Source organism: Pseudomonas fluorescens, from assembly GCF_001307275.1.
GTDB lineage: Bacteria > Pseudomonadota > Gammaproteobacteria > Pseudomonadales > Pseudomonadaceae > Aquipseudomonas > Aquipseudomonas fluorescens_AA.
The window spans coordinates 3438444-3464992 of the sequence record NZ_CP012831.1; the positions used below are offsets into that span (position 1 = coordinate 3438444).

The 26549-nt window shown below is 61.1% G+C and carries 25 protein-coding genes; 8 read left to right on the forward strand and 17 right to left on the reverse strand.

Annotated elements, in window-relative coordinates; all coding sequences use genetic code 11:
* Positions 1–2: 2 nt before the first annotated feature.
* The 12 genes from AO356_RS30970 to AO356_RS15245 all read right to left on the reverse strand — a co-directional run bounded on the left by AO356_RS30970 (position 3) and on the right by AO356_RS15245 (position 12569).
* Positions 3–497 (reverse strand): ImmA/IrrE family metallo-endopeptidase, encoded by a 495-nt coding sequence (locus tag AO356_RS30970; protein ID WP_237140817.1) that lies wholly within the window; start codon positions 495–497, stop codon positions 3–5.
* On the reverse strand, positions 494–1306 hold the full coding sequence (locus AO356_RS15195) for a hypothetical protein (protein ID WP_060740456.1): 813 nt from the start codon (positions 1304–1306) through the stop codon (positions 494–496). The genes AO356_RS30970 and AO356_RS15195 overlap by 4 nt, the downstream gene beginning before the upstream one ends.
* Positions 1307–1587: 281 nt before the next feature.
* A complete protein-coding gene (locus tag AO356_RS32830) occupies positions 1588–2352 on the reverse strand; it encodes an HNH endonuclease (protein ID WP_203225782.1) in 765 nt (254 codons plus the stop codon).
* Positions 2353–2900: 548 nt separating this feature from the next.
* The gene (locus tag AO356_RS15205; protein ID WP_060740457.1) at positions 2901–3632 is read right to left on the reverse strand and encodes a LexA family transcriptional regulator; all 732 of its coding nucleotides are present in this window, start codon (positions 3630–3632) and stop codon (positions 2901–2903) included.
* A 193-nt stretch (positions 3633–3825) separates the two neighbouring features.
* Positions 3826–4353 carry an inorganic diphosphatase gene (gene ppa / locus AO356_RS15210; protein ID WP_053151827.1) on the reverse strand — a complete coding sequence of 176 codons (528 nt, stop codon included), beginning with the start codon at positions 4351–4353 and terminating at the stop codon, positions 3826–3828.
* Positions 4354–4465: 112 nt separating this feature from the next.
* Complete coding sequence (locus AO356_RS15215; protein ID WP_060740458.1) at positions 4466–5278, reverse strand: zinc-dependent peptidase; 813 nt, start codon at positions 5276–5278, stop codon at positions 4466–4468.
* 6 nt (positions 5279–5284) lie between these two features.
* Complete coding sequence (locus tag AO356_RS15220; RefSeq protein WP_060740459.1) at positions 5285–5932, reverse strand: DedA family protein; 648 nt, start codon at positions 5930–5932, stop codon at positions 5285–5287.
* Positions 5933–6332: 400 nt separating this feature from the next.
* Entirely contained in the window at positions 6333–6794 is a 462-nt protein-coding gene (locus tag AO356_RS15225) for a GNAT family N-acetyltransferase (protein WP_060740460.1), read from the reverse strand.
* Positions 6795–6901: 107 nt separating this feature from the next.
* A complete protein-coding gene (gene eutC, locus AO356_RS15230; RefSeq protein WP_060740461.1) occupies positions 6902–7726 on the reverse strand; it encodes an ethanolamine ammonia-lyase subunit EutC in 825 nt (274 codons plus the stop codon).
* 11 nt (positions 7727–7737) lie between these two features.
* Positions 7738–9132 (reverse strand): ethanolamine ammonia-lyase subunit EutB, encoded by a 1395-nt coding sequence (locus AO356_RS15235; protein ID WP_060740462.1) that lies wholly within the window; start codon positions 9130–9132, stop codon positions 7738–7740.
* A 285-nt stretch (positions 9133–9417) separates the two neighbouring features.
* Positions 9418–10788 (reverse strand): ethanolamine permease, encoded by a 1371-nt coding sequence (gene eat, locus AO356_RS15240; protein WP_060740463.1) that lies wholly within the window; start codon positions 10786–10788, stop codon positions 9418–9420.
* Positions 10789–11048: 260 nt separating this feature from the next.
* A complete protein-coding gene (locus AO356_RS15245; protein ID WP_060740464.1) occupies positions 11049–12569 on the reverse strand; it encodes an aldehyde dehydrogenase family protein in 1521 nt (506 codons plus the stop codon).
* 489 nt (positions 12570–13058) lie between these two features.
* Between AO356_RS15245 and AO356_RS15250 the strand changes: the two genes are divergently transcribed.
* From AO356_RS15250 to AO356_RS15265, 4 genes are all read left to right on the forward strand, one after another.
* Positions 13059–14966, forward strand: coding sequence for a sigma-54-dependent Fis family transcriptional regulator (locus AO356_RS15250; RefSeq protein WP_060740465.1), 1908 nt, complete (start codon positions 13059–13061; stop codon positions 14964–14966).
* A 346-nt stretch (positions 14967–15312) separates the two neighbouring features.
* On the forward strand, positions 15313–16662 hold the full coding sequence (gene mpl / locus AO356_RS15255; RefSeq protein ID WP_060740466.1) for a UDP-N-acetylmuramate:L-alanyl-gamma-D-glutamyl-meso-diaminopimelate ligase: 1350 nt from the start codon (positions 15313–15315) through the stop codon (positions 16660–16662).
* The gene (gene ubiX, locus AO356_RS15260; protein ID WP_060740467.1) at positions 16659–17306 is read left to right on the forward strand and encodes a flavin prenyltransferase UbiX; all 648 of its coding nucleotides are present in this window, start codon (positions 16659–16661) and stop codon (positions 17304–17306) included. Before mpl ends, ubiX begins: the two co-directional genes overlap by 4 nt.
* Positions 17299–17583, forward strand: a complete 285-nt coding sequence (locus tag AO356_RS15265; protein ID WP_060740468.1) for a YceK/YidQ family lipoprotein — start codon at positions 17299–17301, stop codon at positions 17581–17583. The genes ubiX and AO356_RS15265 overlap by 8 nt, the downstream gene beginning before the upstream one ends.
* A 151-nt stretch (positions 17584–17734) precedes the next feature.
* Here the strand turns inward: AO356_RS15265 and AO356_RS15270 are convergent, their stop codons facing one another.
* The 3 genes from AO356_RS15270 to AO356_RS15280 form a co-directional block, all read right to left on the reverse strand.
* Positions 17735–18376 (reverse strand): oxidoreductase, encoded by a 642-nt coding sequence (locus AO356_RS15270; RefSeq protein WP_060740469.1) that lies wholly within the window; start codon positions 18374–18376, stop codon positions 17735–17737.
* 27 nt (positions 18377–18403) lie between these two features.
* Positions 18404–20122, reverse strand: a complete 1719-nt coding sequence (locus AO356_RS15275; RefSeq protein ID WP_060740470.1) for a C13 family peptidase — start codon at positions 20120–20122, stop codon at positions 18404–18406.
* A gap of 102 nt (positions 20123–20224) precedes the next feature.
* Positions 20225–20680: a MaoC family dehydratase gene (locus AO356_RS15280; protein ID WP_060740471.1), complete on the reverse strand. Its 456-nt coding sequence runs from the start codon at positions 20678–20680 to the stop codon at positions 20225–20227.
* A gap of 359 nt (positions 20681–21039) precedes the next feature.
* Here AO356_RS15280 and AO356_RS15285 point away from each other — a divergent pair, with 359 nt between their 5' ends.
* The 3 genes from AO356_RS15285 to AO356_RS15295 are packed head-to-tail and all read left to right on the forward strand — an operon-like array spanning position 21040 to position 22719.
* A complete protein-coding gene (locus AO356_RS15285) occupies positions 21040–21405 on the forward strand; it encodes a CidA/LrgA family protein (RefSeq protein ID WP_060740472.1) in 366 nt (121 codons plus the stop codon).
* Positions 21402–22118: an LrgB family protein gene (locus AO356_RS15290; RefSeq protein ID WP_060740473.1), complete on the forward strand. Its 717-nt coding sequence runs from the start codon at positions 21402–21404 to the stop codon at positions 22116–22118. Before AO356_RS15285 ends, AO356_RS15290 begins: the two co-directional genes overlap by 4 nt.
* Positions 22119–22128: 10 nt before the next feature.
* Entirely contained in the window at positions 22129–22719 is a 591-nt protein-coding gene (locus tag AO356_RS15295; RefSeq protein ID WP_060740474.1) for an LON peptidase substrate-binding domain-containing protein, read from the forward strand.
* Between the two features lie 167 nt (positions 22720–22886).
* Here AO356_RS15295 and AO356_RS15300 read toward each other — a convergent pair whose 3' ends face one another.
* Both AO356_RS15300 and AO356_RS15305 read right to left on the reverse strand, forming a co-directional pair.
* Positions 22887–24203, reverse strand: a complete 1317-nt coding sequence (locus tag AO356_RS15300) for a bifunctional DedA family/phosphatase PAP2 family protein (protein WP_060740475.1) — start codon at positions 24201–24203, stop codon at positions 22887–22889.
* A 200-nt stretch (positions 24204–24403) separates the two neighbouring features.
* Entirely contained in the window at positions 24404–25081 is a 678-nt protein-coding gene (locus AO356_RS15305; RefSeq protein WP_060740476.1) for a DNA-3-methyladenine glycosylase, read from the reverse strand.
* A gap of 196 nt (positions 25082–25277) precedes the next feature.
* On the opposite strand from AO356_RS15305, the gene AO356_RS15310 reads away from it, so the two are divergent.
* Positions 25278–26549 carry a glutamate-5-semialdehyde dehydrogenase gene (locus tag AO356_RS15310; RefSeq protein WP_060740477.1) on the forward strand — a complete coding sequence of 424 codons (1272 nt, stop codon included), beginning with the start codon at positions 25278–25280 and terminating at the stop codon, positions 26547–26549.

The window sequence follows — 26549 nt, forward strand, 5'->3', positions numbered from 1 at the left end:
AATTACTGTTTTCCCAATCTGATTTTTATAGCGGCGAGCGAAACTTGTGCAAGTTCAGCTATTTTTTTATATCTTTCGTCTGGCTTAAAGTTGCCAAAAGAATCTAATGCAGATTGAATTAGATGTGCTGGCATAATTATGTCGGCGGCAAGCCTGTTTGCTTCTCGTTCTAGATCGTCAGTCAGTCTTGAACGGTAAAGTACATCATCAGTAATGCCGCTAGCTAATCGGTCGCGGTGTAAAAGAAAATGTGCGATTTCATGCGCTATTGTAAAGCGTTGTCGCTCTTTAACATCGTGGCGGTTAACTTTTACTGTGATAATTCCATCAGTTTCTCTTATCTCGCCGGAAATAGAGCCAGGCATAGTAGATTTTAATACAGATATACCAAATTCTTTGGCAATTGCACCAACTGTTATTGGCAAGGATTCTTGGTGTTTAGATATGGCTGCTCTTTGGTCGTCTGATAATGCTTTCCATTCGGGTGAGGTTCTCAACGCTCTCTCTCCTCATCTGCGATGTCGTCTGGCATATATATCCCTCTATATACTACATTTTCGACTGCGTTCTGAATGAGCTTGTCGAATCTGTTTTCTTCGATGAGCTTTATTATGTTTCTTTCTGTTGCGGCAGGGAGTTCTATTTTGGTGATTAACTCTACAGTCGCTTTAGCGGTGGTGCGGGCATCTTTTTTTGCTTCTTTTTTGATGTTGCTGTATCCAAGGATGGATAATATCGCGATCAATACGCCCAAAACGGTAATTATTACGGATACAGCCGCTAGAACCAATGTTGCGGCGCTCGTGTCTTCGGGTTTTTTTAGTGAGATGACTTCTTTTTCAAGGTGTCTTATTTTTTCGGTCTGAACTCTTATTTCAAGCTCTAATTTACTTATGTCACGAATAGATTTTTCGGTATTCTCTTGAGCGGTGCTTGTAATTAGTTTTATTATCTCGGAGGTGTTGGCGGTAGCTTGCGCCAGCACTTCTTTGGAGGGGGCAGGTTCTGGAATTGTTTGTGCTCTCGCGATATTTAAATTTAAGCTAAGAAATATTATAAGCAGTATGGCGAAAGCGGATCCTGGTGCTCTATTATTTGAGTATGCAATAAGATGCCTGGCCACTAAGCTATAGCTTAAAGTTTGTCTGGGCTGTTTGCACATTACGCGAGTTAGCCGGCTACTTATCTGACGCGATTGAGAATTGTTTTCTAAGTCTTGGGGCTTAAGAGCATATGGCACGAGCGGCGATAATTTTTGCATGCTTTTGGCTACCACTAGCTTCCTTCGCTGTCCTATAGCGTCCATAACCTTTCTCCTTCGTTTCGCCTATTCCCCCTGAATGTCCACGTGGCACCCTACTTTAGCCGGGGATTTTCCTTGGCACAGCGCGGTTTAGATTGCTGGTCTATGCTAAGCGCAGTTCAGCCGCCATCAGTTTGCCATTAAAATATGTCCAGCATCAATGATGTCGCTCGTAATATGCGGTGCTAACGAGCAATGCACGCTCATCGACCGACAAGACGCACCATGGGACGCTGTGCTGTCTATCCTACAAAACTCTAGAAATCTCTTTGTTAGCGTATGCTTTATTTTTGACTGGTTTGGTAGCGATCCTTGACCTCTGCAACGCTCAGCCATTTGCGGCGTGAATGCACCACTCGGTGACAATTGGCACATAACAATGCGAGGTCCACGAGCTTGGTTTTATCGCCAGGTTGGAGCGTATGCAGTGGCTTGGTGTGGTGCACATCGATAACGCCTTCGACGTCCGGGCCGTATGTTTTGCTGAAGCTGAAACCACAGGCTTCGCACTGGAGAACACCGTGCTTCTTGAGGGCTTCGTCCTTTTTTCGTTTTACGAGTTTTTTGTCCCTTTCCCGTACACGGTGCACGCGAGTTAACACTTTTCCTTCCTCTGCTTCGAAGAAGCCCGGTTCTTCCTCCGCACTCAGATCCATTGGCGTAGTAGAAGAAGTGGTTCCGACGTTCGCCTTGATGGCTGCTACGACTTCGGCCAGACGCTCGGGATTATTAGCAAACTCCAGCCATACCAATTCCTCGTCCTTATTTCCTTTTGCAAGACCTGTGCGACCAGTGTTGGTGTAGCTCGGATCCCAACGACGGAAATTGTTGAGCTTCATGCAAACACCATTGGTGTTACGAAAGCTCTGGTTCTTACTCACGCCGGTGGCATTACCGATGAGATTAAGACTCTCTGATAAGGCTCGGACTTCTGGATGGTTCACGCCGGGTAAACCATTGCGGTGAAGAAGGTACAGGTTCAGGGCTAGGACGAGTTCGTCGCGGCTCCAGGGCGGGTTGGATTGATTGCTGGTAGGTGAAGAAGGCATGGTGGGGGCTATCCGTAGGGTTCCCGTTTCGCTGTAGGAAACAGCGCAAGATGCCGTAAGAATATTCTCTTCTAGTGGCGTTTGGGAATCATACGGCGTTCGAATGGCCTCTACCTTGAGGACGGAGGATTTCTTGCACGAGCGTAGTTGGGCTGACAGACGAAGCTCGGATGGGGATCGGATATTCAGACATTAAAAAGCCGGCTTATGGCCGGCTTCTCGTTGACTAACTCAGTTCGTTTTTGACAAACCTCACCAGCCTTCAAAACGTACATCCGGCTCTTGCGGCCGGCTGTGGGACTTGGTCAGAAAGTGATCTGCCTTGTCGGTGCGAGGCGTGGGCTCGCAAATGTGGGGCGGAGGATACTCGGGTTTTTGGCAGAATCCCAGTGGTAAGTGGTGTGGAATCATTGGGTTAGGGGGGATTCAGGTAAAAAAGCAGGGGGCTGCTGCGCAGCCCAGCGGGAGCAAGCTCCCTCGCCACAAAAGCTCCTCACTACAAAGCTCCTCACCACAAGGCGCTTTGCCTGTCTTTCCGTTCGGGTGGGTTAGTCGCACACCGGCGGTCTCTGTTTGTTGAGGGTGGACCACCAGAACACCCAGCCGATCACCCGTATTTTCTGTGCCTCGATCTGTTCGGCGCTGAAGACTTCGTCCGGGTAGGCCGCGCTGTTGTGGCTGCGCAGGCGCAGTCGGTTGCCGGGTATGCGGTGCAGGTATTTGATGCGGAGCATGCCGTCGTGTTCGAGGGCGTAGATTTGGCCGTCGACGATTTGGGTCAGGCCGCGGTCGATGGCGAGGGTGGAGCCGTCTTCGATGCGTTCGGCCATGCTGTCGCCGACCATGGTGAGGCAGATGGCGTCGCTGGGGTTTATTTCCAGGGTTTCGAGGTGGCTGCGGGGCAGGCGGATGGATTGGTCAGGGATTTCGACGATGTGGGTTTTGGTTTCGCCGGGGGCGATGGGGGCTTCCTTATAGAAAGGCAGTTCGATGTCCGTGGGTTCCAGCACGCTGTAGACGCCATCGTTTTCGGCCGCCTCATAGGTGGTGCCGGGGCCGAGGCCCAATGGGGTTTGCGGGCCTTCGCCGTGGGCGAGCCATTCCGGGCTGACGGTCAGCAGGCTGGCGATGGAGTGGATGCGCCCTGGCGGGATGCCACGGTTGAACCAGTTGTTCACGTGTTGGGATTTCACGCCGTATAACTTCGCGAAGTCGGCGGATCGGATGTTCGCTTCTTTTAGAAGGGCTCGGAAGCGGTCGCCACTGGAAAGTATTTTCATAAACGGAAAGTTTAGGGGCGACTGTGTTTTCGGCAATAAACATGTCGTTCAAATATATAAGACGATCTTTCCGTTTTTGGGATTTGAAAGGCGCGGGCTAAACGTGGGTAAACGGTGTTAATACAGCTTCGTATTAGAAACCATTAAGGCATAAAAAACCCCGGGGCAAACCGGGGTTCTTTTCAAGTTTGTTTCAGCCTTTGTAGGCGGCAACCGACTTGGTGATCGCTTCGCGGGCGGCGTCTGCGCCGGCCCAGCCTTCAATCTTGACCCACTTGCCTTTTTCGAGGTCTTTGTAGTTCTCGAAGAAGTGTTCGATCTGCTGGATCAGCAGTGGCGGCAGGTCGGTGTATTCCTTCACGTCGACGTACAGTTGCGACAGTTTGTCGTGTGGCACTGCGATGACTTTGGCATCGCCGCCGCCGTCGTCGGTCATGTTCAGGATGCCGACTGGACGGGCGCGGATGACCGAGCCTGGGGCCACTGGGTATGGGGTCACGACCAGCACGTCGAGGGGGTCGCCGTCGTCGGCCAGGGTGTTGGGGATGTAACCGTAGTTGGCCGGGTAGAACATGGGGGTGGCCATGAAACGGTCAACGAACAGGCAGTCGCTGTCTTTGTCGATTTCGTATTTGATCGGGGCGTGGTTGGCCGGGATTTCGATCGCGACGTAGATGTCGTTCGGCAGGTCTTTGCCAGCCGGAATCTTGCTGTAGCTCATTGGGCGGTGCCCCCGTTAGTTGACCAAATGACTTGGTCGGATTGACCAAAAAGTGGCGGCGATTATAGGCATATTCGGCCGCTGTTGCCACGTTACCAGGGTCTTAGAGACCTTAGTATGACGCCTGATAGACCGGATCTTCGGCTTGAAGTTGCCGCAGCCGGGCCAAAGGATCCTGGCGGTAGAAGGCCTTGAGCTGTTCATAGACCCGTGGATAGGCCTGGTGCAGCAGGTCCGGGGCGCTGAAGAAGTATTCGCTGGTGACGGCGAAGAACTCCGCCGGGTTTTCCGCGGCGTAGGGATCGATGAGGGTTTCTGCGTCGGGGTTGTGGTCCAGTTGGCGGTCGAGGTCGTCGAAGGCTTGTTGCATGGCTTCGGCCCAGTCGCTGACGCGCATGTCGGCGTGCAGTGGTGGCAGGCCGTTGGCGTCGCCGTTGAGCATGTCGAGTTTGTGTGCCAGTTCGTGGATCACCAGGTTGTAGCCGTCCCAGCCGCCGCTGGCCATCACGCCGTCCCAGGCCAGGATGATAGGGCCTTGGGGCCAGGCTTCGCCGCTGTGTTCGCCGTCCCATTCGTGCTCGATGCCGCTGGCGTCGCGGTAGCGCTGGGGGCTGAGGAAGTCGTCGGGGTAGAGGACGATTTCGTGGAAGCCCTGGTACCAGTTCAGCTCGCCGAGGTGCATCAGTGGTAGTTGGGCCTGGGCGGCGAGGAGCAGGCGTTGTTCCTGGTGCAGTTCGACGCCGGGCAGGGCGGTGAGGTGTTTATCGTGCAGGAACAGTACGCAGGCTTCCCGCAGCCATTGGTCCTCGGCGGCGCTGATGCCGTCGAGGAAGCTCAGTTGATGGCGCACCCGTTGCCAGGTTTCGTCGGGGACGGGGTGTTTGGCGAGGGTGCGTTGCCGGCGCCAGTTGCTCAGGGTCCACATGAATGATCAGGCTTTCGAGGCGCGCTGGTTCATTTTGCTGCGCACCAGGCTGATGATCATCGGCAGCAGCGACACCAGGATGATGCCCACCACCAGCAGCGACAGGTTCTGCTTGATGAAGGGCACGTTGCCGAAGAAGTAACCGAGGGTCACCAGGCCGCCGACCCAGAGGACGGTGCCGAGGACGCTGAAGCCGAAGAAGCGCAGGTAATTCATTTTGCCGACGCCGGCGACGAAGGGGGCGAAGGTGCGGATGATCGGCAGGAAGCGCGCCAGGGTCACGGTTTTGCCGCCGTGTTTGTCGTAGAAGTCGTGGGTTTGCTGCAGGTAGTCGCGGCGGAAGATTTTCGAGTTGGGGTTGCTGAACAGTTTTTCGCCGGCGGTGCGGCCGATGAGGTAGTTGGTGCTGTCGCCGAGGATCGCCGCGAGCATCAGCAGACCGGCCAGCAGCACGGGGTCCATGGCGCCACCGGCGGCGACGGCGCCGGCGATGAACAGCAGGGAGTCGCCGGGCAGGAATGGCATGACCACCAGGCCGGTTTCACAGAAGATCACCAGGAACAGGATGGCGTAGACCCAGGTGCCGTAGTTGGTCACCAGCAGGTCGAGGTACACATCGAGGTGCAGGATGAGGTCGAGGGGATTGAAATCCATGCATAACACCTGTGGTGGTGGCCTGGCTCGGCAGGCTTTGGGTCGGGCTTGGAGGATGGCTACAGAGTGTGTAGCTTTTTCTTACAAGCCGGGAAGAGCGGCATTATACGGGCTGGAGGGCGGGGAGCGGGGTGAGTTTGTAGCCAGGGATTTCGATGTGTCGTCGCAGGGTGAAACACCCGTGGGAGCAAAGCTTGCTCGCGATGGTGGCTATTCAGTCAACATTGATGGGCCTGACGGACCGCTATCGCGAGCAAGCTTTGCTTCAACAGATCTATCTCCCATAGATATGCCTGCTTGCCCGCGATGGCGGCGGGGCAGTCAGCATTGATGTTGCCCGACAGACTGCTATCGCGAGCAAGCTTTGCTCCCACAGAACGATCAGTCCGCGGTAATCGGGTCAGATGCCTTCGCTGATCGGCAACACGTAGTTCTTGAACTCGGTGTCTTCCTTGAAGCCGATCGATTCGTAGGTTTTCTGCGCCACTTCGTTGTTGCTGCTGGTGGAGACGCGCATGCGCACGGCGTTGGTTTCCTTGGCCATTTTTTTCGCGGTGCGGATCAGGTTGTCGGCCACCAGTTGGCGGCGGGCGTCTTCGGCGACGTAGATGTCGTTGAGGATCCATACGCGCTTGAGGGACAGGGATGAGTAGCTCGGGTAGAGCTGGCAGAAGCCCAGTAACCGGTTGTCGTCGTCATCGGGCAGGGCCAGGTAGATCACCGATTCCTTGCGGCGCAGGCGCTTTTCGAGGAAGGCTCGGGACGAGTCCGGGTAAGGCAGTGAGCCGTAGAACTCCCGGTACTTGACGAACAATGGGGTCAGCAGGTCCAGGTGTTCCAGCGTCGCTTGGATAATCCGCATGGTAGGTCTCGTCTGCAAAGGTCGACAGATATTCTGACAACAACGTCGCGCTGCCGTGCTTTTGATGCTGCCTGAAAGCGGATCAAAAACGCAATCGGATAAGCGGATCAGTTTCGGGGCGGCGCCAGTAGGAAATTACCTTTCATATCGGCTCCGTTTTCCGCTTCTAGAGTGTTCACCTGGGCTTCGTCCTTCAGATTGACGCCCGAAAGCTGACGGCGGCAGGCCTCGCGCATCAGGTAGATCAAGCGATGGGCCGCCATGCCGTAGCTCAGGCCTTCGAGGCGGACATTGGAGATGCAGTTGCGGTAGGCGTCGGTCAGGCCGACCTTGGGGGCGTAGGTGAAATACAGCCCCAGGCTGTCGGGGGAGCTGAGGCCGGGGCGTTCGCCGATCAGAATCACTGACATTTTTGCGCCAAGCCGCTGCGCCACTTCATCGGCCACGGCGACGCGGCCCTGTTCCACCAGGATCACCGGCGACGTCGACCAGCCTTCAGCGGCGATCTGTTCTTCCAGCCGTGCCAGGAACGGCAAGGTATGGCGATGCACCGCCAGGGCCGACAGACCGTCAGCCACGACGATGGCCAGGTCCACACCGCCGGGATGGGCCGCTGCGTAGTCTTGCAGGATTTGCGCGGAGGCCTCATCGAGCCGTCGGCCCAGGTCCGGGCGCTGTAGATAACTGTGTCGGTCGGCCGCGGCGCTGTGAAGCAACAGGCTTTCACGACCGCGCTCGGTCAGCTGTGCGCGAATGCCCTGGTGATCGAAGGCCAGGTGCACGGCATCGCGGGCCTGGGCGTGGGCGTACTGGAAGTCCAGTTGCGCCTGGGTCGGCAGGCTGGTGCCGGTGCGGCCCAGGGCGATGCGCGCCGGGGTGAGGTTGCGCAGGTTCAGCCACGGGTTTTGTGGGTCGACAGGTTTTTTATCCATGGGCAGTTCACTCATCCCAGATGTGCGAGGGCGTGACGGAACGCCGGTGGCAGGTTGTCGCCAAATCGCACCCGGCCATCGGCCTGGGTGAAGATGCCCATGTTCGCCAGCCAGGTTTCGAACTCCGGCGCCGGCTTCAGGCCCAGGGTCTGGCGGGCGTAGAGGGCGTCGTGGAACGAGGTGGTCTGGTAGTTGAGCATGATGTCGTCGGAGCCGGGGATGCCCATGATGAAGTTGATCCCGGCCACGCCCAGCAGGGTCAGCAGGGTATCCATGTCGTCCTGGTCGGCTTCGGCGTGGTTGGTGTAGCAGATGTCGCAGCCCATCGGCACGCCCAGCAGCTTGCCGCAGAAGTGGTCTTCGAGGCCGGCGCGGATGATTTGTTTGCCGTTGTACAGGTATTCCGGGCCGATGAAGCCTACAACCGTGTTTACCAGGAACGGGTTGAAATGCCGTGCCACGGCGTAGGCCCGGGTCTCGCAGGTCTGTTGATCGACGCCGTGGTGGGCGTTGGCCGACAGCGCGCTGCCCTGGCCAGTTTCGAAATACATCAGGTTGTTGCCGAGGGTGCCGCGATTCAGGCTCAGCCCGGCGTCGTAGCCTTCCTGCAAGATGTTCAGGCTGATGCCGAAACTGGCGTTGGCCGCTTCGGTGCCGGCGATGGACTGGAACACCAGGTCCAGGGGCACGCCGCGGTTCGCCGCTTCGATGGAGGTGGTGACGTGGGTCAGCACGCAGCCTTGGGTGGGGATGTCGTAGCGCTGGATGATGGCGTCGAGCATTTCCAGCATGGCGCAGATCGAGGCCGTGCTGTCGGTGGCCGGGTTGATGCCGATCATGGCGTCGCCGTTGCCAAAGAGCAGGCCGTCGAGGATGCTCGCGGCGATCCCGGCGGGTTCGTCGGTGGGGTGGTTGGGTTGCAGGCGGGTGGACAAGCGCCCGCGCAGGCCGAGGGTGCCGCGGAATTTGGTGACCACGCGGATTTTCTGCGCCACCAACACCAAATCCTGCACGCGCATGATTTTCGACACGGCCGCGACCATTTCCGGCGTCAGGCCGGGGGCCAGTGCCCGCAGGCTTTGTTCATCGGCGGCGTCGCTGAGCAGCCAGTCGCGAAAGCCGCCAACCGTGAGGTGGCTGACGGTGGCTAAGGCTTGTTTGTCGTGGGTGTCGACGATCAACCGGGTGACTTCGTCGGCCTCGTAAGGAATCAGCATTTCCTGCAGGAAATGGCTGAGGGGCAGGTCGGCCAAGGCCATTTGCGCGGCCACCCGCTCGCCATCGTTGAGTGCCGCGATCTCGGCCAGGAAATCTCCCGAGCGCGCCGGGCTGGCCTTGGCCATCAGGTCTTTGAGGCTGTCGAAGCGATAGGTCTGGGCGCCGACGGAATGGGCGAATGCGGCCATGGGCGGTGTCCTCCTGATTCTCTAAATAATTCAAATACGCGCAGATCTGAAGCCTGTGGGGGAGCCCTGTGGGAGCAAAGCTTGCTCGCGATAGCGGAGTGTCAGAAAAGTATTCTCCACTGATACATCGCTATCGCGAGCAAGCTTTGCTCCCACGGGCTTTCCCACACAGGGCTATCTCCTTAGGGCCATCCCTAAAGCAGGGTTCTCCCACAAAAAGGGAGGGGACGGCGTGCACTTTTAAATGGCAGGCGCCAGGCCCTCGGCCCGGCGCCGGTGCAACGTTCAGATACCTGTGAGCATAGCGTCCGCCGGCGCATCGGAGCGTTGCTTGGCGGTCAGTTGGAAATACAGGTAGCCGACAACCATGAACGCCAGGAACACCAAGCCAATCACCATGTTGAACCACGCCATCGCCACCAGGCACACCACCGCCAGGAACAGCGCAATGCCCGGTACGATCGGGTAGCCCGGCGCACGGAAGGTGCGTTCCAGGTTCGGTTCGGTCTTACGCAATCTGAACAGGCTGAGCATGCTGATGATGTACATCACGATGGCGCCGAACACCGACATGGTGATCATCGCCGCCGTCAGGCTCATGCCTTGCAGGTTGACCAGGCCATCGCTGTAGATCGCCGCGATGCCGATGACGCCGCCGGCTAGGATCGCCCGGTGCGGGGTCTGGAAGCGCGACAGTTTCGCCAGGCCACGGGGCAGGTAGCCGGCCCGGGCCAGGGCGAAGAACTGCCGCGAGTAGCCGAGGATGATCCCGTGGAAGCTTGCCACCAGGCCGAACAGGCCGATCCACACCAGCATGTGCATCCAGGTCGAGTCGTTGCCGACCACCGCCTTCATGGCCTGGGGCAGCGGGTCGTTGATGTTCGACAGGGTGCGCCAGTCGCCCACGCCGCCGGCCATGATCATCACGCCGATGGCGAGGAACACCAGGGTCAGGATGCCGCTGACATAGGCGCGGGGAATCGTGCGTTTCGGGTCCTTGGCTTCTTCGGCGGCCATGGCCGCGCCTTCGATGGCGAGGAAGAACCAGATGGCGAAGGGAATCGCCGCGAAAATGCCCGGGATCGAGGCGAGGCTGAACTCGTTGGAGCCGGCCCAGCCATTGAGCACGAAGTTACTGAAGCTGAAGCCCGGCGCGACCACGCCCATGAACACCAGCAACTCGGCGACCGCCAGCACGGTGACCACCAGCTCGAACGCGGCGGCGATACTGACGCCGAGGATGTTCAGGGTCATGAACACGATGTACGCGCCAACCGCCGCGAGCTTGGGGTCCAGTTCGGGAAATTGCACGTTGAGGTAGGCGCCAATCGCCATGGCGATGGCCGGGGGCGCGAAGACGAATTCGATCAGGGTGGCGATCCCGGCGATCAACCCGCCTTTCTCGCCAAAGGCCCGTCGGCTGTAGGCAAAAGGCCCGCCGGCGTGAGGAATCGCGGTGGTCAGTTCGGTGAAACTGAAGATGAAGCAGGTGTACATCAGCGCCACCATGAGGGCGGTGACGAGAAAGCCCAGGGTCCCGGCGGTGCCCCAGCCGTAGCTCCAGCCGAAGTACTCGCCGGAAATCACCAGGCCGACGGCGATGCCCCATAAATGCAGGGTGCCGAGTGTGGGTTTGAGTTGGGTGGTAGAAGTCATAAGTCCTCTCTGTCTTTTTTATTGTTTGATCTGTTGGACTTTCGGGTTTGCTGTGGAGCGGGCACGCAAGGCTCATGCCAGAGCGGTGGGACGGTAAATTGATGTTGTCAGTGAGGGCGTCATCGCGAGCAAGCTCGCTCCCACAGTGGATCTGTTGCCAACCCTGAAAAAAGAGTTATCCACAGATCCCTGTGGGAGCGAGCTTGCTCGCGATAGCTATCTAAAGGGCAAAGCAGGAGAACCTGCCTCGCCCCAAGGGCTTAGAAGAACCCCAACGGATTGATGTCGTAGCTCACCAGCAGGTTCTTGGTCTGCTGGTAGTGGTCGAGCATCATCTTGTGGGTTTCACGCCCCACGCCGGACTTCTTGTAGCCACCGAACGCGGCGTGCGCCGGGTATAGGTGGTAGCAGTTGGTCCACACGCGACCGGCCTTGATCGCCCGGCCCATGCGGTAGGCGCGGTTGATGTCGCGGGTCCACAGGCCGGCGCCGAGGCCGAACTCGGTGTCGTTGGCGATCGCCAGGGCTTCGGCTTCGTCCTTGAAGGTGGTGATGCTCACCACTGGGCCGAAGATTTCTTCCTGGAACACACGCATCTTGTTGGTGCCCTTGAGCAGGGTCGGCTGGATGTAATACCCGGTCGCCAGGTTGCCCTCGAGTTTTTCCACTTTGCCGCCGGTCAGCAGCTCGGCGCCTTCGCCCTTGGCGATTTCCAGGTACGAAAGAATCTTGTCGAATTGCTGCTCGGACGCCTGGGCGCCGACCATGGTGTCGGTGTCCAGTGGGTCGCCGCGTTTGATCTGCAGGACTTTCTTCATCACCACTTGCATGAATTCGTCGTAGATCGACTCCTGCACCAGGGCGCGGGATGGGCAGGTGCAGACTTCGCCCTGGTTGAAGAACGCCAGCACCAGACCTTCAGCGGCTTTCTCGATGAAACTCGGTTCGGCCTGCATGATGTCTTCGAAGAAGATGTTCGGCGACTTGCCGCCCAGTTCCACGGTGGACGGGATGATGTTCTCGGCGGCGCATTTCATGATGTGCGAGCCCACCGGAGTGGAGCCGGTGAAGGCGATCTTGGCGATGCGCTTGCTGGTGGCGAGGGCTTCACCGGCTTCTTTGCCGAAGCCTTGCACCACGTTCAGCACGCCGGGCGGCAGCAGGTCGCCGATCAGCTCCATGAGCACGCAGATGCCCAGTGGGGTTTGCTCGGCCGGCTTGAGCACCACGCAGTTACCGGCGGCCAGGGCCGGGGCGAGTTTCCAGGCGGCCATCAGCAGCGGGAAGTTCCACGGGATGATCTGCCCGACCACGCCCAGGGGTTCATGGATGTGATAGGCCACGGTGTTGCCGTCGATCTCGGCAGCGCTGCCTTCCTGGGCCCGCAGGCAACCGGCGAAGTAGCGGAAGTGGTCAGCGGCCAGGGGGATGTCGGCGTTGAGGGTTTCGCGCACGGCCTTGCCGTTGTCCCAGGATTCGGTGATCGCCAGGGTTTCGAGGTTGGCCTCGATGCGGTCGGCGATTTTCAGCAGGATCAGCGAACGGGCCTGGGCCGAGGTGGCACCCCAGGCATCAGCGGCGGCGTGGGCGGCGTCCAGGGCTTTTTCGATGTCTTCGGCCGTGGAGCGCGGGAACTCGGCAATGGGCTGGCCATTGACCGGGGAAGTATTGGTGAAGTACTGACCTTTGACCGGCGCGACGAACTCGCCGCCGATGTAGTTACCGTATTTGCTCTTGAACGAAACGATAGCGCCTTCAGTACCGGGGTGAGCGTAACGCATGATGAGTTCTCCTTGGCTTTTGTGCTTATACGGGAGGCCGCGCAAAATTGAGCGCTGGTAATAAAGCCTAGAGCAAAGGTTGGGCCATTGCCTTGCAGGGCCCGTAAATCAAGACTTTAGGAGGAGTTGGTCGGACAAACGGAGGGGGTGTGTGACGCTTGCGATACAGCGGGTGTGACAGTTTGTGCCAGATGCGAGACAGTCTGTGACTGGCAGGTCGCGCCAGCATTGCAAAGGCGGTTGGGCTGGAGGATGCTGGGCTTCGATCCTGGAATCTCTGGCAACTGTTTTTTGTGACAGGACAGCTTTTGTGGCGAGGGAGCTTGCTCCCGCTGGAGCGCGAAGCGGTCCCAAGGCAGCCAACTCGGTCAGCCTGATACACCGCAAACTCAGGTTTTGGGGCTGCTGCGCAGCCCAGCGGGAGCAAGCTCCCTCGCCACGGGGTATGTGTTGGCAGGTCCAAAGGTCCTTCGGGGAGAATAATAAGAAATGCACAGCAACCATTTGAGTCGCCATGCCCAGCAAGTCCTGACGGTCACCCAGGGCAAGGCCCATCTGCAGGGCCCTGGCAGCGATCCGTCGATTGCCCGTTCCTGGCTGCGCTGCCTCGAGGACTATCACCTCGACCCGGCCCAGAACCTGGCGCCGACGGTGCTCGAGCATGGCCGGGTGCTGGAGAGCCGCGAGCGCTTGCAACAGGTGCTGCACATCGCCGGCAATGAAATGACCAGCCTGCACCAACAACTCTCCGGCGCCGGTCACGCGGTGCTGCTGACCGACGCCCGGGGCGTGATCCTCAACTGCGTCACCGCTCCCAGCGAACGGAAGATTTTCGAACGGGCCGGCCTCTGGCTCGGCGCCGACTGGAGCGAAGCCTGCGAAGGCACCAACGGCATCGGCACCTGCCTGGTGGAACGCCAGGCCCTGACCATCCACCAGGAAGAGCACTTTCGTGGCCGCCACACCGGCCTGACCTGCTCGGCCAGCCCGGTGTTCGATCCCCAGGGCGAATTGCTGGCGGTGCTCGACGTCTCCTCGGCCCGGCCGGACGTGTCGCGGCAGAGCCAGTTCCACACCATGGCCCTGGTCAATCTCTCGGCGAAGATGATCGAGAGCTGCTATTTCCTCCGTTGCTTCGACAATCAATGGCTGCTGCGCTTTCATTTGCAGGCCGAATCCGTGGGGCTGTTCAGCGAGGGCTTGCTGGCGTTTGATGGCGAAGGGCGGATCTGCGCGGTCAACCAGAGCGCGCTCAATCTGTTGGGGCATATTCGCGGCGGTTTGCTGGGCCAGCGGGTGGAAGACTTTTTCGACTGTTCACTGGATGAATTGCTGGGGCGGGCCAGTGCCCAGGCCAGCGCCAGTTGGCCGCTGCGCACCCGTGATGGCCGGCATTTGTTCGCCGTGTTGCGTGGGCAGCCGCGCAGTGTGCCGGTGCCGGTCGCGCCGGCGCTGCTCAAGGCCATCGAGCCTACTCGTCTGCCGGGCATCTGCCTGGGGGACGCGGCGTTGCAGGAGCATTTTCGCAAGGCGCTGCGGGTGTTCGAACGCGATGTGCCGTTGCTGATCCATGGTGAAACCGGCTCCGGCAAGGAGGCGTTCGCCAAGGCCGTGCACCACGCCAGCCAGCGCGCCGGCAAGCACTTCGTCGCCCTCAACTGCGCGGCCATCCCCGAAAGCCTGATCGAGAGCGAACTGTTCGGTTATCGCGGCGGCAGCTTCACCGGCGCGCGCAAGGAAGGCATGCGCGGCAAGCTGCAACAGGCCGACGGCGGCACGCTGTTCCTCGATGAAATCGGCGACATGCCCCTGGCCTTGCAGACTCGTTTGCTGCGAGTGCTGGAAGATCGCCAGGTGGTACCCATCGGCGGCGAACCCGAGGCGGTGAACGTGCGCATCATCAGCGCCACCCACCGGCAGTTGCTCGACCGGGTGCGGGACGGCAGTTTTCGCGAGGATTTGTACTACCGCCTCAATGGCTTGGAAATCCCCCTCCCGCCTTTGCGCGAGCGCAGTGACAAGTCGCAGTTGCTGGATTTTCTGTTGGCTGAAGAGAGCGGGGCCGAGACGGTACTCATCGAAGAGCCGGCGCGCCAGGCGTTGCTGGGATTCGACTGGCCGGGCAACGTGCGGCAACTGCGCAATGTGCTGCGGACCCTCGCCGCGCTGTGCGACGGTGGGCGGATTGGGTTGGAGGACTTGCCGGCGATGATCCGCCAGCGCCCGGTTGCCGTGGTTGAAACGGTGGCAGAACGGCCACTGGAAGATGCCGAGCGCCTGGTGTTGCTCGATGCACTGGAGCGCCAGCGTTGGCATATGACCCACACCGCGGAACAACTGGGGATCAGCCGCAATACCCTTTACCGGAAGTTGCGCAAACACGCTATCGCTCGCTGAGCCACTGATAATTGATCTGCTGACTGCTGACTGCTGACTGCTGACTGCTGACTGCTGACTGCTGTTGTGGCGAGGGAGCTTGCTCCCGCTGGGCTGCGCAGCAGCCCCAAGCTTTCTTTCCCACCCTGAAACCGAAAGCGACTGCTGCGCAGTCGAGCGGGAGCAAGCTCCCTCGCCACAAAAGCCGGGTAGTACATTCAACATCGCCGCAAACTGACCCACCGCTATCGCGAGCAAGCTCGCTCCCACAGGGGATTTGCAGTGTCCTGATGGCTGGCGTTCGAAACACAAGGTGCGATTTCCCCCTCCCTACGCTAACCTGCGGCCATGTTTTACGAGGTCGACTATGCACATCCATATTCTCGGTATTTGCGGCACTTTCATGGGTTCGATGGCGGTCCTGGCCAAGGAGCTGGGCCATCACGTGACCGGTTCCGACGCCAACGTCTATCCGCCGATGAGCACCCAGCTGGAAGCCCAGGGCATCGAACTGACCCAAGGCTACGACCCGGCGCAACTGGACCCGGCACCGGACCTGGTGGTCATCGGCAACGCCATGTCCCGGGGCAACCCGGCGGTGGAGTACGTGCTCAACAAAGGCCTGCCGTACGTGTCCGGGCCGCAGTGGCTGGCCGATCACGTGTTGCAGGGCCGTTGGGTCCTGGCCGTGGCCGGCACCCACGGCAAGACCACCACCAGCAGCATGCTCGCCTGGGTCCTGGAGCACGCGGGCATGAGCCCGGGTTTCCTGATCGGTGGCGTGCCGCAGAATTTCTCGGTGTCGGCGCGCCTGGGTGGCACGCCGTTCTTCGTGATCGAGGCGGACGAATACGACAGCGCGTTTTTCGATAAACGCTCGAAATTCGTCCACTACCGTCCACGCACGGCGATCCTCAACAACCTTGAGTTCGATCACGCCGACATCTTCCCCGACCTGGCGGCCATCGAGCGGCAGTTCCACCATTTGGTGCGCATCATTCCGAGCGAAGGCCTGGTGATCCATCCGACCACCGAACCGGCCTTGCAGCGCGTCATTGAAATGGGCTGCTGGACCCCGGTGCAAACCACCGGTGCGGGCGGTCAATGGCAGGTGAAGTTGCTCAAGGATGACGGTTCGCAATTTGAAGTCATGTTCGAAGGCCAGTCCCAAGGCGTGGTCGAGTGGGGCATGACCGGCCAGCACAACGTCGCTAACGCCCTGGCGACGTTGGCGGCGGCCCGGCATGTCGGCGTGGTGCCGTCCATGGGCATTGCCGCGTTGAGCGCGTTCAAGAGCGTGAAGCGGCGAATGGAGAAAGTCGCCGAGGTCAACGGCATCACCATTTATGACGACTTCGCCCACCACCCAACGGCCATCGCCACCACCCTCGACGGTTTGCGCAAGCGCATCGGCGAGGCGCCGCTGATCGCGATCATCGAGCCCCGCTCCAACTCCATGAAGCTCGGCGCTCACCGCGATGGCCTGCCGGAAAGCGTGGTCGATGCCGACCAGGTGATCTGGTACGCACCCGCCAACCTCGGCTGGGACCTCGGCGCCACCGCCGCGCTGTGCACGGTGCCGTCGATTGTCAGCGATTCCCTGGAAGGCATCATCGAGCGCGTGAAGAGCCAGGCCCAGCCCGGTACCCACGTGGTGATCATGAGCAACGGCGGCTTCGGCGGCCTGCATGGCAAGCTGGCCGAGGCACTGAAATGAACACGCGCTTGGAGAGCAATGGTCCTGAACGCATCACACTGGCGATGACCGGTGCTTCCGGCGCCCAGTACGGTTTGCGCCTGCTCGATTGCCTGGTGCGTGAAGACCGCGAGGTGCACTTCCTGATCTCCAAGGCCGCGCAACTGGTGATGGCCACCGAGACCGACGTGACCCTGCCGGCCAAGACCCAGATGATGCAGGCCTTCCTCACCGAATACACCGGTGCGGCGGCGGGGCAGATTCGCGTGTATGGCAAGGAAGACTGGATGTCACCGGTGGCGTCGGGCTCCGGCGCGCCGGCGGCCATGGTGGTGGTGCCGTGCTCCACCGGGACGCTGTCGGCGATTGCCACCGGGGCCTGCAACAACCTGATCGAACGGGCGGCGGACGTCACGCTCAAGGAGCGCCGCCCGTTGATCCTGGTGCCGCGGGAAGCGCCGTACTCGAGCATTCACCTGGAGAACATGCTCAAGCTGTCGAACATGGGCGTGACCATCCTGCCGGCCTCGCCGGGTTTCTATCACCAGCCGCAGACCATCGACGACCTGATCGATTTCGTCGTCGCGCGGATTCTCAATCTGCTGAACATCCCCCAGGACATGCTGCCGCGCTGGGGCGAGCATCATTTGAGCAGCGATGAATAAGCTGCTGATCGTGCTGCTGGCGCTGCAACTGACCGGCTGCGCCACCGCCCGCACCCTCGACGCGGCCAAGCCCGGTGCGCCGCTGGTGTACGCGGGCACGCGCCTGGATCTTTACGCCCTCAACGGCGGCTGCTGTGCCAAGGACCGCTTTGGGGCCGAGGCACCGAGCTATCCTGGCGTCGATCTGCCGGGCAGTGCGCTGCTGGATACCTTGTTGTTGCCGTTGTCGTTGTTCACAGCAATCGGCGTGGGGTTCCGAGCGACTGGGGGGATGTAGCAAACACCAGGATGGGGGCTCGGCTTTGGGGCGGTGGCGCGCCCATCGCGAGCAAGCTCGCTCCCACATTCGACCTCATTCTTCCTGACGAAACTCGGTCAACTGTGGGAGCGAGCTTGCTCGCGATGAGGTCCAGTCAGGCGCTGCAGAATCATTTCCCCAGCTTACGCAACTCATCCGACTCCACCACCCGCACCCCATCCTGCTCTTCCAGCGCCAGGCGCCACATGGCCCGGGCCAGTTGGCAGGCTTCGATGCCGTGGTACTTGCCTGGGATCAGCTTCGACAACGGCCCGGCCAGTTGCTCGGCCAGGCGCGGTTCGACGCGGTCGCCCAGCAGCAGGGAAGGGCGGCAGATGGTCAATTGCGGCCAGCCCTGGGTCTTGAGGGCCGCCTCCATCTCACCCTTGACCCGGTTGTAGAAGATCGATGACTTGGCGTCGGCTCCCAGGGCACTGATCACCACCAGGTGCCGCGCGCCCAGTTCCCGGGCGCGCTTGGCAAACGCCACCACCAGGTCCAGGTCCACCGCGCGAAAGGCTGCTTCGGAGCCGGCTTTCTTGAGGGTGGTGCCGAGGCAGCAAAAAGCGATGTCGACCTGGCCGCTGAGTTGAGGCAACACCTGGGCCGGTTCCCCCACCGGGTTTTTCAGGCGCGGGTGTTCGGCCAGCGGCCGGCGGGTGGGGGCCAGGACCCGGGTGATGGTCGGCTCGTTGAGCAGCCGGTCCAGTAGATGTTCCCCGGTCAGCCCGGTGGCTCCGGCGAGCAAAACATGCTGAGGCGTCAAGTACATAGTGTTTCCCCCTTGATACGGTTCAGCTTAGTTGCTCTTTGTGGCCTCGTCGTTCAATGCAGTACTTTGCAATGCTTTCCGGGCCTGCTGTTTGCGCAGCAGTTGCCAGTGGGAAAGGACCGTCCTCGGCGCCCACATCTGCGGTTCGGAGGCTTCGAAATTGTCTGCCTGTTCCCGTTCGGCCACGGTGGCCTTGGCCCGCTTGAAAGCCTGCTCCAGGTCGTCGGTCTGGTTCAATGCCTGGGCGAACAGCGCGTCGCCGAAGTAGGTGAAGTTGGCTTCCTCGGAGCAGCCGAAGGACACCCGGTCGGCCCGGGAAGCGGTCATGATCAAGGTGCGTTCATCCTTGAGCGCCGGGATGAAGCCGCCGGAGTAGCAGGCCGAGATCACCACGATCTTGTCGCGGTTCTTCAGCGGCGCCAGGACCACGGCCAGCTCATCGGCGGGCAGGTCGGCCAGTTCCATGCGCGGCTGGTCGAGTACCAGTTCATGCTCGCTGGTGCCGTGGCTGGTCAGGTAGATGAAAATCAGGTCTTCCGGGCCACTGCGCTCGGCCAGGGTGGCGGCGGCGCGGCGCAGGCTTTCGCGGCTGGCCATGGGCCGGTCGCCGAGGTGATCGCGGTGGTTCACCAGGCGGATCTGCCCGAACGCGCCGAAACGGCTGGTGAGCATGTTGGCGACATAGTCGGATTCGCGCAGGAACACGCTTTGCTTGCCGTCGCCGCCCAGGGTCAGGCTGTACAGCTCCACCGCCGGGGTCGAGGCCGGGATGTTGGCCAGGGCCTCCTCCAGCAGGCGGCCCTGGGCCAGCAGGCCAAGTTCGAGCACATCCGGCAACAGCCTGCCGTCCGCGTCGCGCACCCGTTGGCCGTTGGCCCAGGTGCCGCTTTGCACGGTGCCATCGGTGAGCACCAGGGTGCCGTGTCCGTGGTAGCTGTCGCTTTCGAACTGGCCGATGTAGAAGCTGCCGTCGGGCAGGTTCAGGCGGCCCTGGCCGGTAAAGCGCCAATCGTTGAATTGACCGAGGTAGTGGCTGCCGTCGGCGCCGATCAGTTCGCCCTTGCCGGTCAGCGCGCCGTCCTTGAACCGGCCGATCCAGACATCGCCGTCGGCATTTTCGTAGCGACCGCGACCGTTGAGCTGGTTGTTCCTGAAACCGCCGATGTAGACATCGCCATCGGCGCTGTTGAAGGTGCCCTTGCCCTGCAGTTGCCCGTCGACAAAATGGCCGGTGAACTGGTTGCCGCTGGCGTCGAAGCGCTGGCCTTCACCGTTGGGCTTGCCGTTGACGAAGGGGCCTTGGTACTGGCTGCCGTCGTCGAGTTCCAGGCGCCCGAGACCGGAATAGCGGTCGGCCTTGAACTCGCCCCGGTAGGTCATGCCGTTTTCCTTGAGCGTCCCTTCACCGTCCCGTCGCCCCAGCTTGAAGCCGCCGGTGTAGCTGCTGGAGGGTGTGGTCAGGCTGCCCTGGCCGTGGAACAGGCCCTGGTGGAACTGGCCGCGATAGACCTCGCCATTGCTGCCGTGCCATTCCCCGGTGCCGTGCCACTGGCCCTTGTCGAACTGCCCGGCATACCAGCTGCCGTTGGGGTAGTCGATGCGCCCCTGGCCTTGCAGCAGCCCGTCCACCAGGTCGCCGCGATAGCGGCCGCCGTCGGGCAGGCGCGCGTCGGGCGGCAGCGGCGATTCGCCGCCGCCACAGGCGGTGAGCAACAGGGTCAGGGTCAGTGGGACGAATAAGCGCATAACCGGATCCAGATCATCAAGCCACGAGTATGCCGCAGCTAGCCCCCCTGGACATAGGGAAGCGATGCGAAACTGCACGAGCGGTTTCGCGACCGCGCAGGTTTACACGAAGCAGAGCGACAGCGGCTCGGCGATGTAGGCCGGTTTTTCCGAACCTTCGATTTCCAGCGTGGCGGTGGCCTTGAGCAGCCATTGGCCGGGTTTTTTCTCGGTGGCGTCCACCAGGTCGACCTTGAGCCGGACCTTGGAATCGACCTTCACCGGTTGGATGAAACGCACGCTGTCCAGGCCGTAGTTGACGACCATCTTCACGCCTTCGGGCAGGATCAGGATGTCTTCCATCAGCTTGGGCATCAGCGACAGCGACAGGAAACCGTGGGCGATGGTGCTGCCGAACGGGGTCTGCGCGGCCTTGACCGGGTCGACGTGGATGAACTGAAAGTCGCCAGTGGCTTCGGCGAACAGGTTGATGCGCGCCTGATCGATCGTGAGCCATTCGGAACGTCCAAGTTCCTTGCCGACATAATCTTTGAGCGCTGCAACGGGGACGTAGGGCATTGAGACTCTCCTTGGGTTCATCGGTTTTACTTTTTCTGGAGCGGGGATTGGCGTCCCCGAAAAACCACTGTAGATCAACATGGCGTGCAAGTAAGGTCACTGAACATGCTTTTTACGAATGCCGACCCATAGCGCGGGCATGCTTATAATGCCGGCGCATTCTTTGCAATTCCGTTCATTTAACGTGTGCGTTTGATTCCGTGGCGAGGGAGCTTGCTCCCGCTTGAGTGCGAAGCGCTCATGAAATGGGGCCGCTGCGCAGCCCAGCGGGAGCAAGCTCCCTCGCCACACAATCACGCCGCTCGCTTGAGTGAACCGAATTGGCGCGTTCACGGGGCTGTTGCAGGGGGAGAGAGCGGATGTTGCTACGGGGCCTGACCTGGCTGGTGTTTTTTCAATTGCTGGGCACTGCGATCAATCATTTATTCTTGCCGGTGCTGCCTGGGCCGATCATTGGCCTGCTGTTGCTGCTGGGCTATCTGGTGATGCGCGGTGAAGTCAGCGAACCGTTGAACCTGGCCGCCAGTAGCCTGCTGCGTTACCTGCCCTTGCTGCTGGTGCCGCCGGCGGTGGGGGTGATGGTCTATGCCGGGGCGATTGCCGCCGATTTCTGGGCCATCGTTGGCGCGTTGACCTTGTCCCTGGTGCTGTCCGTGGCGCTGACGGGCGTGCTGATGCAGCGCCTGGCCCGCCGTCACGTCGCCGCCCCGGAGGACAGCCAATGATGCTCGACTGGCAGGGCGCCTGGACTTCGGTGATCCACCATCCGCTGTTCGGCATCGGCATTACCCTGGGTGCCTATCAGTTGGTGTTGGCGGCGTTCGAAAAGACCCGCTGGGTGTTCCTGCAACCGGTGTTGATGTCGATGGTGCTGTTGATCGGCGTGTTGGTCGGTTGCGGCATCGGCTATGCCGAGTACCGCAAGAGCACCGAGATCCTCAGCATTCTGCTGGGCCCGGCCACGGTCGCCCTGGCGGTGCCGCTGTATTTGAACCTGCGACGGATCCGGCAGTTGTTCTGGCCGATTTTTACTACGCTGGTGATAGCCGGGGTGTTTGCCACGGGCTCTGCGGTGGTGTTGGGCTGGGCCTTTGGCGCTGAGCACATGATCCTGATGACCATGGCGCCCAAGTCCGTGACTTCGCCGATTGCCATGCTGGTGGCCGAGCAAATCGGCGGCGTGGCGGCCATGGCGGCGGTGTTCGTGTTGATCACCGGTGTACTCGGGGCGATCCTCGGTCCGAGTATTCTTACCCGGTTGGGGGTCCATAGCCCCGAGGCCCGGGGCATGGCCCTGGGGCTGGCGGCCCATGCGGTGGGCACGTCGGTGGCGTTGCAGGAAAGCGAGGAGTCCGGTGCCTTTGCGGCGCTGGCGATGAGTCTGATGGGCGTGGCCACGGCGGTGCTATTGCCGTTGGTGGTGTCGATGACCGTTTAAGGATCTGGTTATGAGCTTGCCGCTTTTCCCGTTGAACACTGTGCTGTTCCCCGGTTGCATCCTCGACTTGCAGATTTTCGAGGCGCGTTACCTCGACATGATTGGGCGCTGCATGAAAAAGGGCGAAGGCTTCGGCGTGGTGTGCATCCTCGATGGCGAGGAAGTCGGGCACGCGCCTGAAGGCTTCGCGCGGGTCGGTTGTGAAGCGCGCATCACTGATTTCTCCCAGCAGGACAATGGTCTGCTGGGCATTCGCGTGGAGGGTGGGCGGCGCTTTATCGTCCATGGCACCAGCGTCCAGGCGGATCAACTGATGGTCGCTGAAGTCGAGTGGCTGGAGGAGGAGCCGGAGCAACCGCTGCAAGAGGAAGACGCTGACCTGGTGGCGCTGCTCAAGGCCCTGGCCGAGCACCCGATGGTCGAGGCCCTGAACATGGGCACCGAAGCGACCGGCCAGCAATCGCTGGCCAATCAACTGGCTTACCTGCTGCCGTTCAATGAGCTGGACAAGATCGACCTGCTGCAACTCGACGACCCGCAACAGCGCCTGGATGCGATCCAGGCGTTGCTCGATGAGCTGCAGGGCGAACTCTTCGCCTGACACCACAACAGCACTGATCCCCTGTGGGAGCGAGCTTGCTCGCGATAGCGGAGGGTCAGCTTGCATCAATGGTGAATGTGCTGCCGTCATCGCGAGCAAGCTCGCTCCCACAGTGGTTTCGGGCTGCGCCAGGAATCTCCTGTGGGAGCGAGCTTGCTCGCGATTGCCTAATAGGCATACCGCAACATCGCATGGGGCAAATGCCGCAGCGCGAAGAAGCTGAACACCGCCACCAGCGCCGGCAGAATCAACCACCAGACTTTCGGTGGCATGGCCGGCAGCGGGCTCCGGCGCTGGCTCAGCCACAGGGCGGCGGCACAGATGCTGGCGGCCAGCATGGCGCCGGCGACGATGTCGCTCGGCCAATGGGCGCCCAGGTAGACCCGCGACAGGGCGATGGCCAGCGCCGGCAAGCAGCCCAGCAGCAGCCAGGTCAGGCGCAGGCGTGGCGGTTGACCGCGGCCGGCCAGGACGGCCAGGGTCAGGAACAGCGCGAACGCCCCGGAGGAATGGCCGCTGGGCATGCTGTAGCTGGTCAACGGGTCGGTGAGGATTTCCGGGCGCATCCGGGCAAAGAAGTGTTTGCTGCCGGTATTGGCCAGGGCGGTGACCAGCATCGTGCCCCCGGCAAAGATTGCCTGCCGCCATTGCCGTGCCAACAGCAGCAACCCGGTCAGCAGGCTGCAGACAATCAACATGTAGCGGAATTCGCCGATCAACGTGAAGGTCACGGCGATTTCATCCAGCGTCGGGCTGCGATGCTCCTGGACCAGGGCCATCAAGCCCTGGTCGAACGCCGTCAGGTAACGAAAGCCGATGAACAGGCCGATCAGGATCACCAGGCCGATGCCGGCGATCAGCGCCGTGGCATGGCGATGGCGACGCAGGGTGCTGTTGACGCTCAGCCCGATCATCACCGCGATGCTGCCGATGACCACGCCGGCCTGTGGCCAGAACCCTTCGGGCAATGGCAGGCGGAATGCCGCCCCGGTGGCCCAGCCCGGCAACAGGTAGGCCACGGTCCAGCCCGCCGCGGCCAACACGCTGACGGCGGCGAAGCGCGGGAACGGCATGTCGCACATCCCGGCCACCATCGGCAACATGGGCCGTAGCGGGCCGATAAAACGCCCCACCAGCAGGCTGGCGATGCCGTAGCGCTGGAAATAGTTTTCCGCGGCGCTCATCCACTCGGGGTGATGGCGCAGCCCGGGTAGGCGGCGGATGTTCTGGTGGAAATGCCGGCCAAGGAAATACGACACCAAGTCCCCCAGCAAGCCGCCGAGCAGGCCCAGCAGCAACGTCTCGCCCAGGGACAATGCGCCGCTGCCGGCCAGCACCGCGATGGCAAACAACAGCACCGTACCCGGCACGATCAGGCCGGCGATGGCCAGGCACTCCACACAGGCGACGATGAACACCGCCACCGCCAGCCATTGCGGGTTGACGGTCAGCCAGCCGGTGATGCTATCGAGCCATGGGCCCATAAGGACAACTCCATTGAATAGTAGTGATTGGCATGCACCGAACCCCCTGTGGGATTCTGTTGCGAACACAAAGCCTGTGGCCACTGAAGATCAACTGTGGGAGCGAGCTTGCTCGCGATTGCGGTGTTTCAGTCAACATCAATTCTGCTGACCCGACGCTATCGCGAGCAAGCTCGCTCCCACAGGGTTGTGCGGTGTGTTCATGAAAGCAAAAAATAATCACGCCCTTCGACCTGCCCCCGTCGCAGCGGGTTACGGGTGCACCACGGTGCGTAGGCGGCATCGACGAAGCGATAGAGCAAGTGTTCATCCCGTCCCAATGGAATACCCAGGCGGGTGGTCTGGATCGCGTTGACCGTTGGCACGTCCACATCTTCCACCAGCAAGCGCTCGGGGTCGAAGCGCTTGGCGTCCCAGTCCGGCACTTTCAGCCCCAAAGCTTTGCACAACAGGGTCTGGCCGGCACAGAGTTTTTGCGGTGTGCGCGGCCGGCCTTGGGCGTCGGGGTTGTTCAATAGCATCTGCGCCAGGCTCGCCGGCCCGGAAAGGGTATCGACCCACGGGTAGGCGGATTTGATCAGCACCGCGTTGCCGGGACCCTGGGCGCTGAAGTTCAGCGAATCGCCGCCCCGGGCGTAGTACATATAGATGTGTCCGCCATCCAGAAACAAAGCCTTACGCTTTTCCGTGTAGCCCAGCGAGGCGTGGCTGCCTTTTTCGGCAAAGTAATACGCCTCGGTCTCGATGATCCGCGCGCTGAGCCACAGGTCGCCGACCTTGTGACGAATGACTTTGCCCAGCAGGTCTTTGGCAAGGACCTGGGCGTCGCGGTCGAAAAAGGCGTGGGGCAGGGCGTTGGGCGATGGCAAATCGGTCATGGCGATAGACGAAGTGAGGCCAAAGGAAGCGCGATGATAGCAATGGAAAGCTTAATCACCGCTGAACACTCGCTTCAACCGGCTGTTTACGCCTGTTTTACTTCTCCGCCGGTCACCACTGCGAGTCCATGCTGTTAGTCGAGGGTTACGACAGCTATAATCTGCCGCTTTCCCCATCGCCAAGACCACACAGACCATGACTGAGTCCGTTCTTGACTACATGACCCGCCTGGGTCGCGCCGCTCGCGAAGCGTCGCGCATCATCGGCCGGGCCAGCACCGCGCAGAAAAACCGCGCCCTGCAGGCCGCCGCCAATGCGCTGGACGCTGCGCGCGCCGAGTTGTCCGCCGCCAACGAGCTGGACCTGGCCGCCGGCCGGGCCAATGGCCTCGAACCGGCCATGCTCGAGCGCCTGGCGCTGACCCCGGCCCGCATCGACGGCATGATCGTCGGTCTGCGCCAGGTCGCGGCCCTGCCGGACCCGGTCGGGGCGATCCGCGACATGAGCTACCGCCCGTCGGGCATCCAGGTCGGCAAGATGCGCGTGCCCCTGGGCGTGGTCGGGATCATCTACGAGTCGCGGCCGAACGTGACCATCGACGCCGCGAGCCTGTGCCTGAAGTCGGGGAACGCGACCATCCTGCGCGGCGGTTCCGAAGCCATCCATTCCAACCGTGCCATTGCCGCCTGCATCCAGCGCGGCCTGGCCGAGGCCGATCTGCCGGCGGCCGTGGTGCAAGTGGTGGAAACCACCGACCGCGCCGCAGTCGGCGCCCTGATCACCATGCCCGAGTTCGTCGATGTCATCGTGCCACGTGGCGGCAAAGGCCTGATCGAACGGGTCAGCCGTGACGCCCGCGTGCCGGTGATCAAGCATCTGGACGGTATCTGCCACGTCTACGTCAGTGCCCACGCCGAATTGCCGAAGGCCCAGCGCATCGCCTTCAACGCCAAGACCTACCGCTACGGTATCTGCGGCGCGATGGAAACCCTGCTGGTGGACCAGGCCGTTGCCCAGGACTTCCTGCCGTCGATGGCCGCCCAGTTCCGCGAAAAAGGCGTCGAACTGCGCGGTTGCGAGCGCACCCGGGCGATCATCGAGGCCGTTGCGGCCACGCAAGAAGACTGGGACACCGAGTACCTGGCACCGATCTTGTCGATCCGCGTGGTCGACGGGCTGGACCAGGCCATCGAACACATCAACCGCCACGGCTCGCACCACACTGATTCCATCGTCAGTGAACACCAGGGCGAAACCCGGCGTTTCGTGGCCGAAGTGGATTCGGCGTCGGTGATGATCAACACCCCGACCTGCTTCGCCGACGGCTTTGAATACGGATTGGGTGCCGAGATCGGCATTTCTACTGATAAGCTGCACGCCCGCGGCCCGGTGGGCCTCGAAGGCCTGACCTGCGAGAAGTACATTGTGGTCGGTGACGGCCAGTTGCGCGGACAGGAGCCGGTCTGA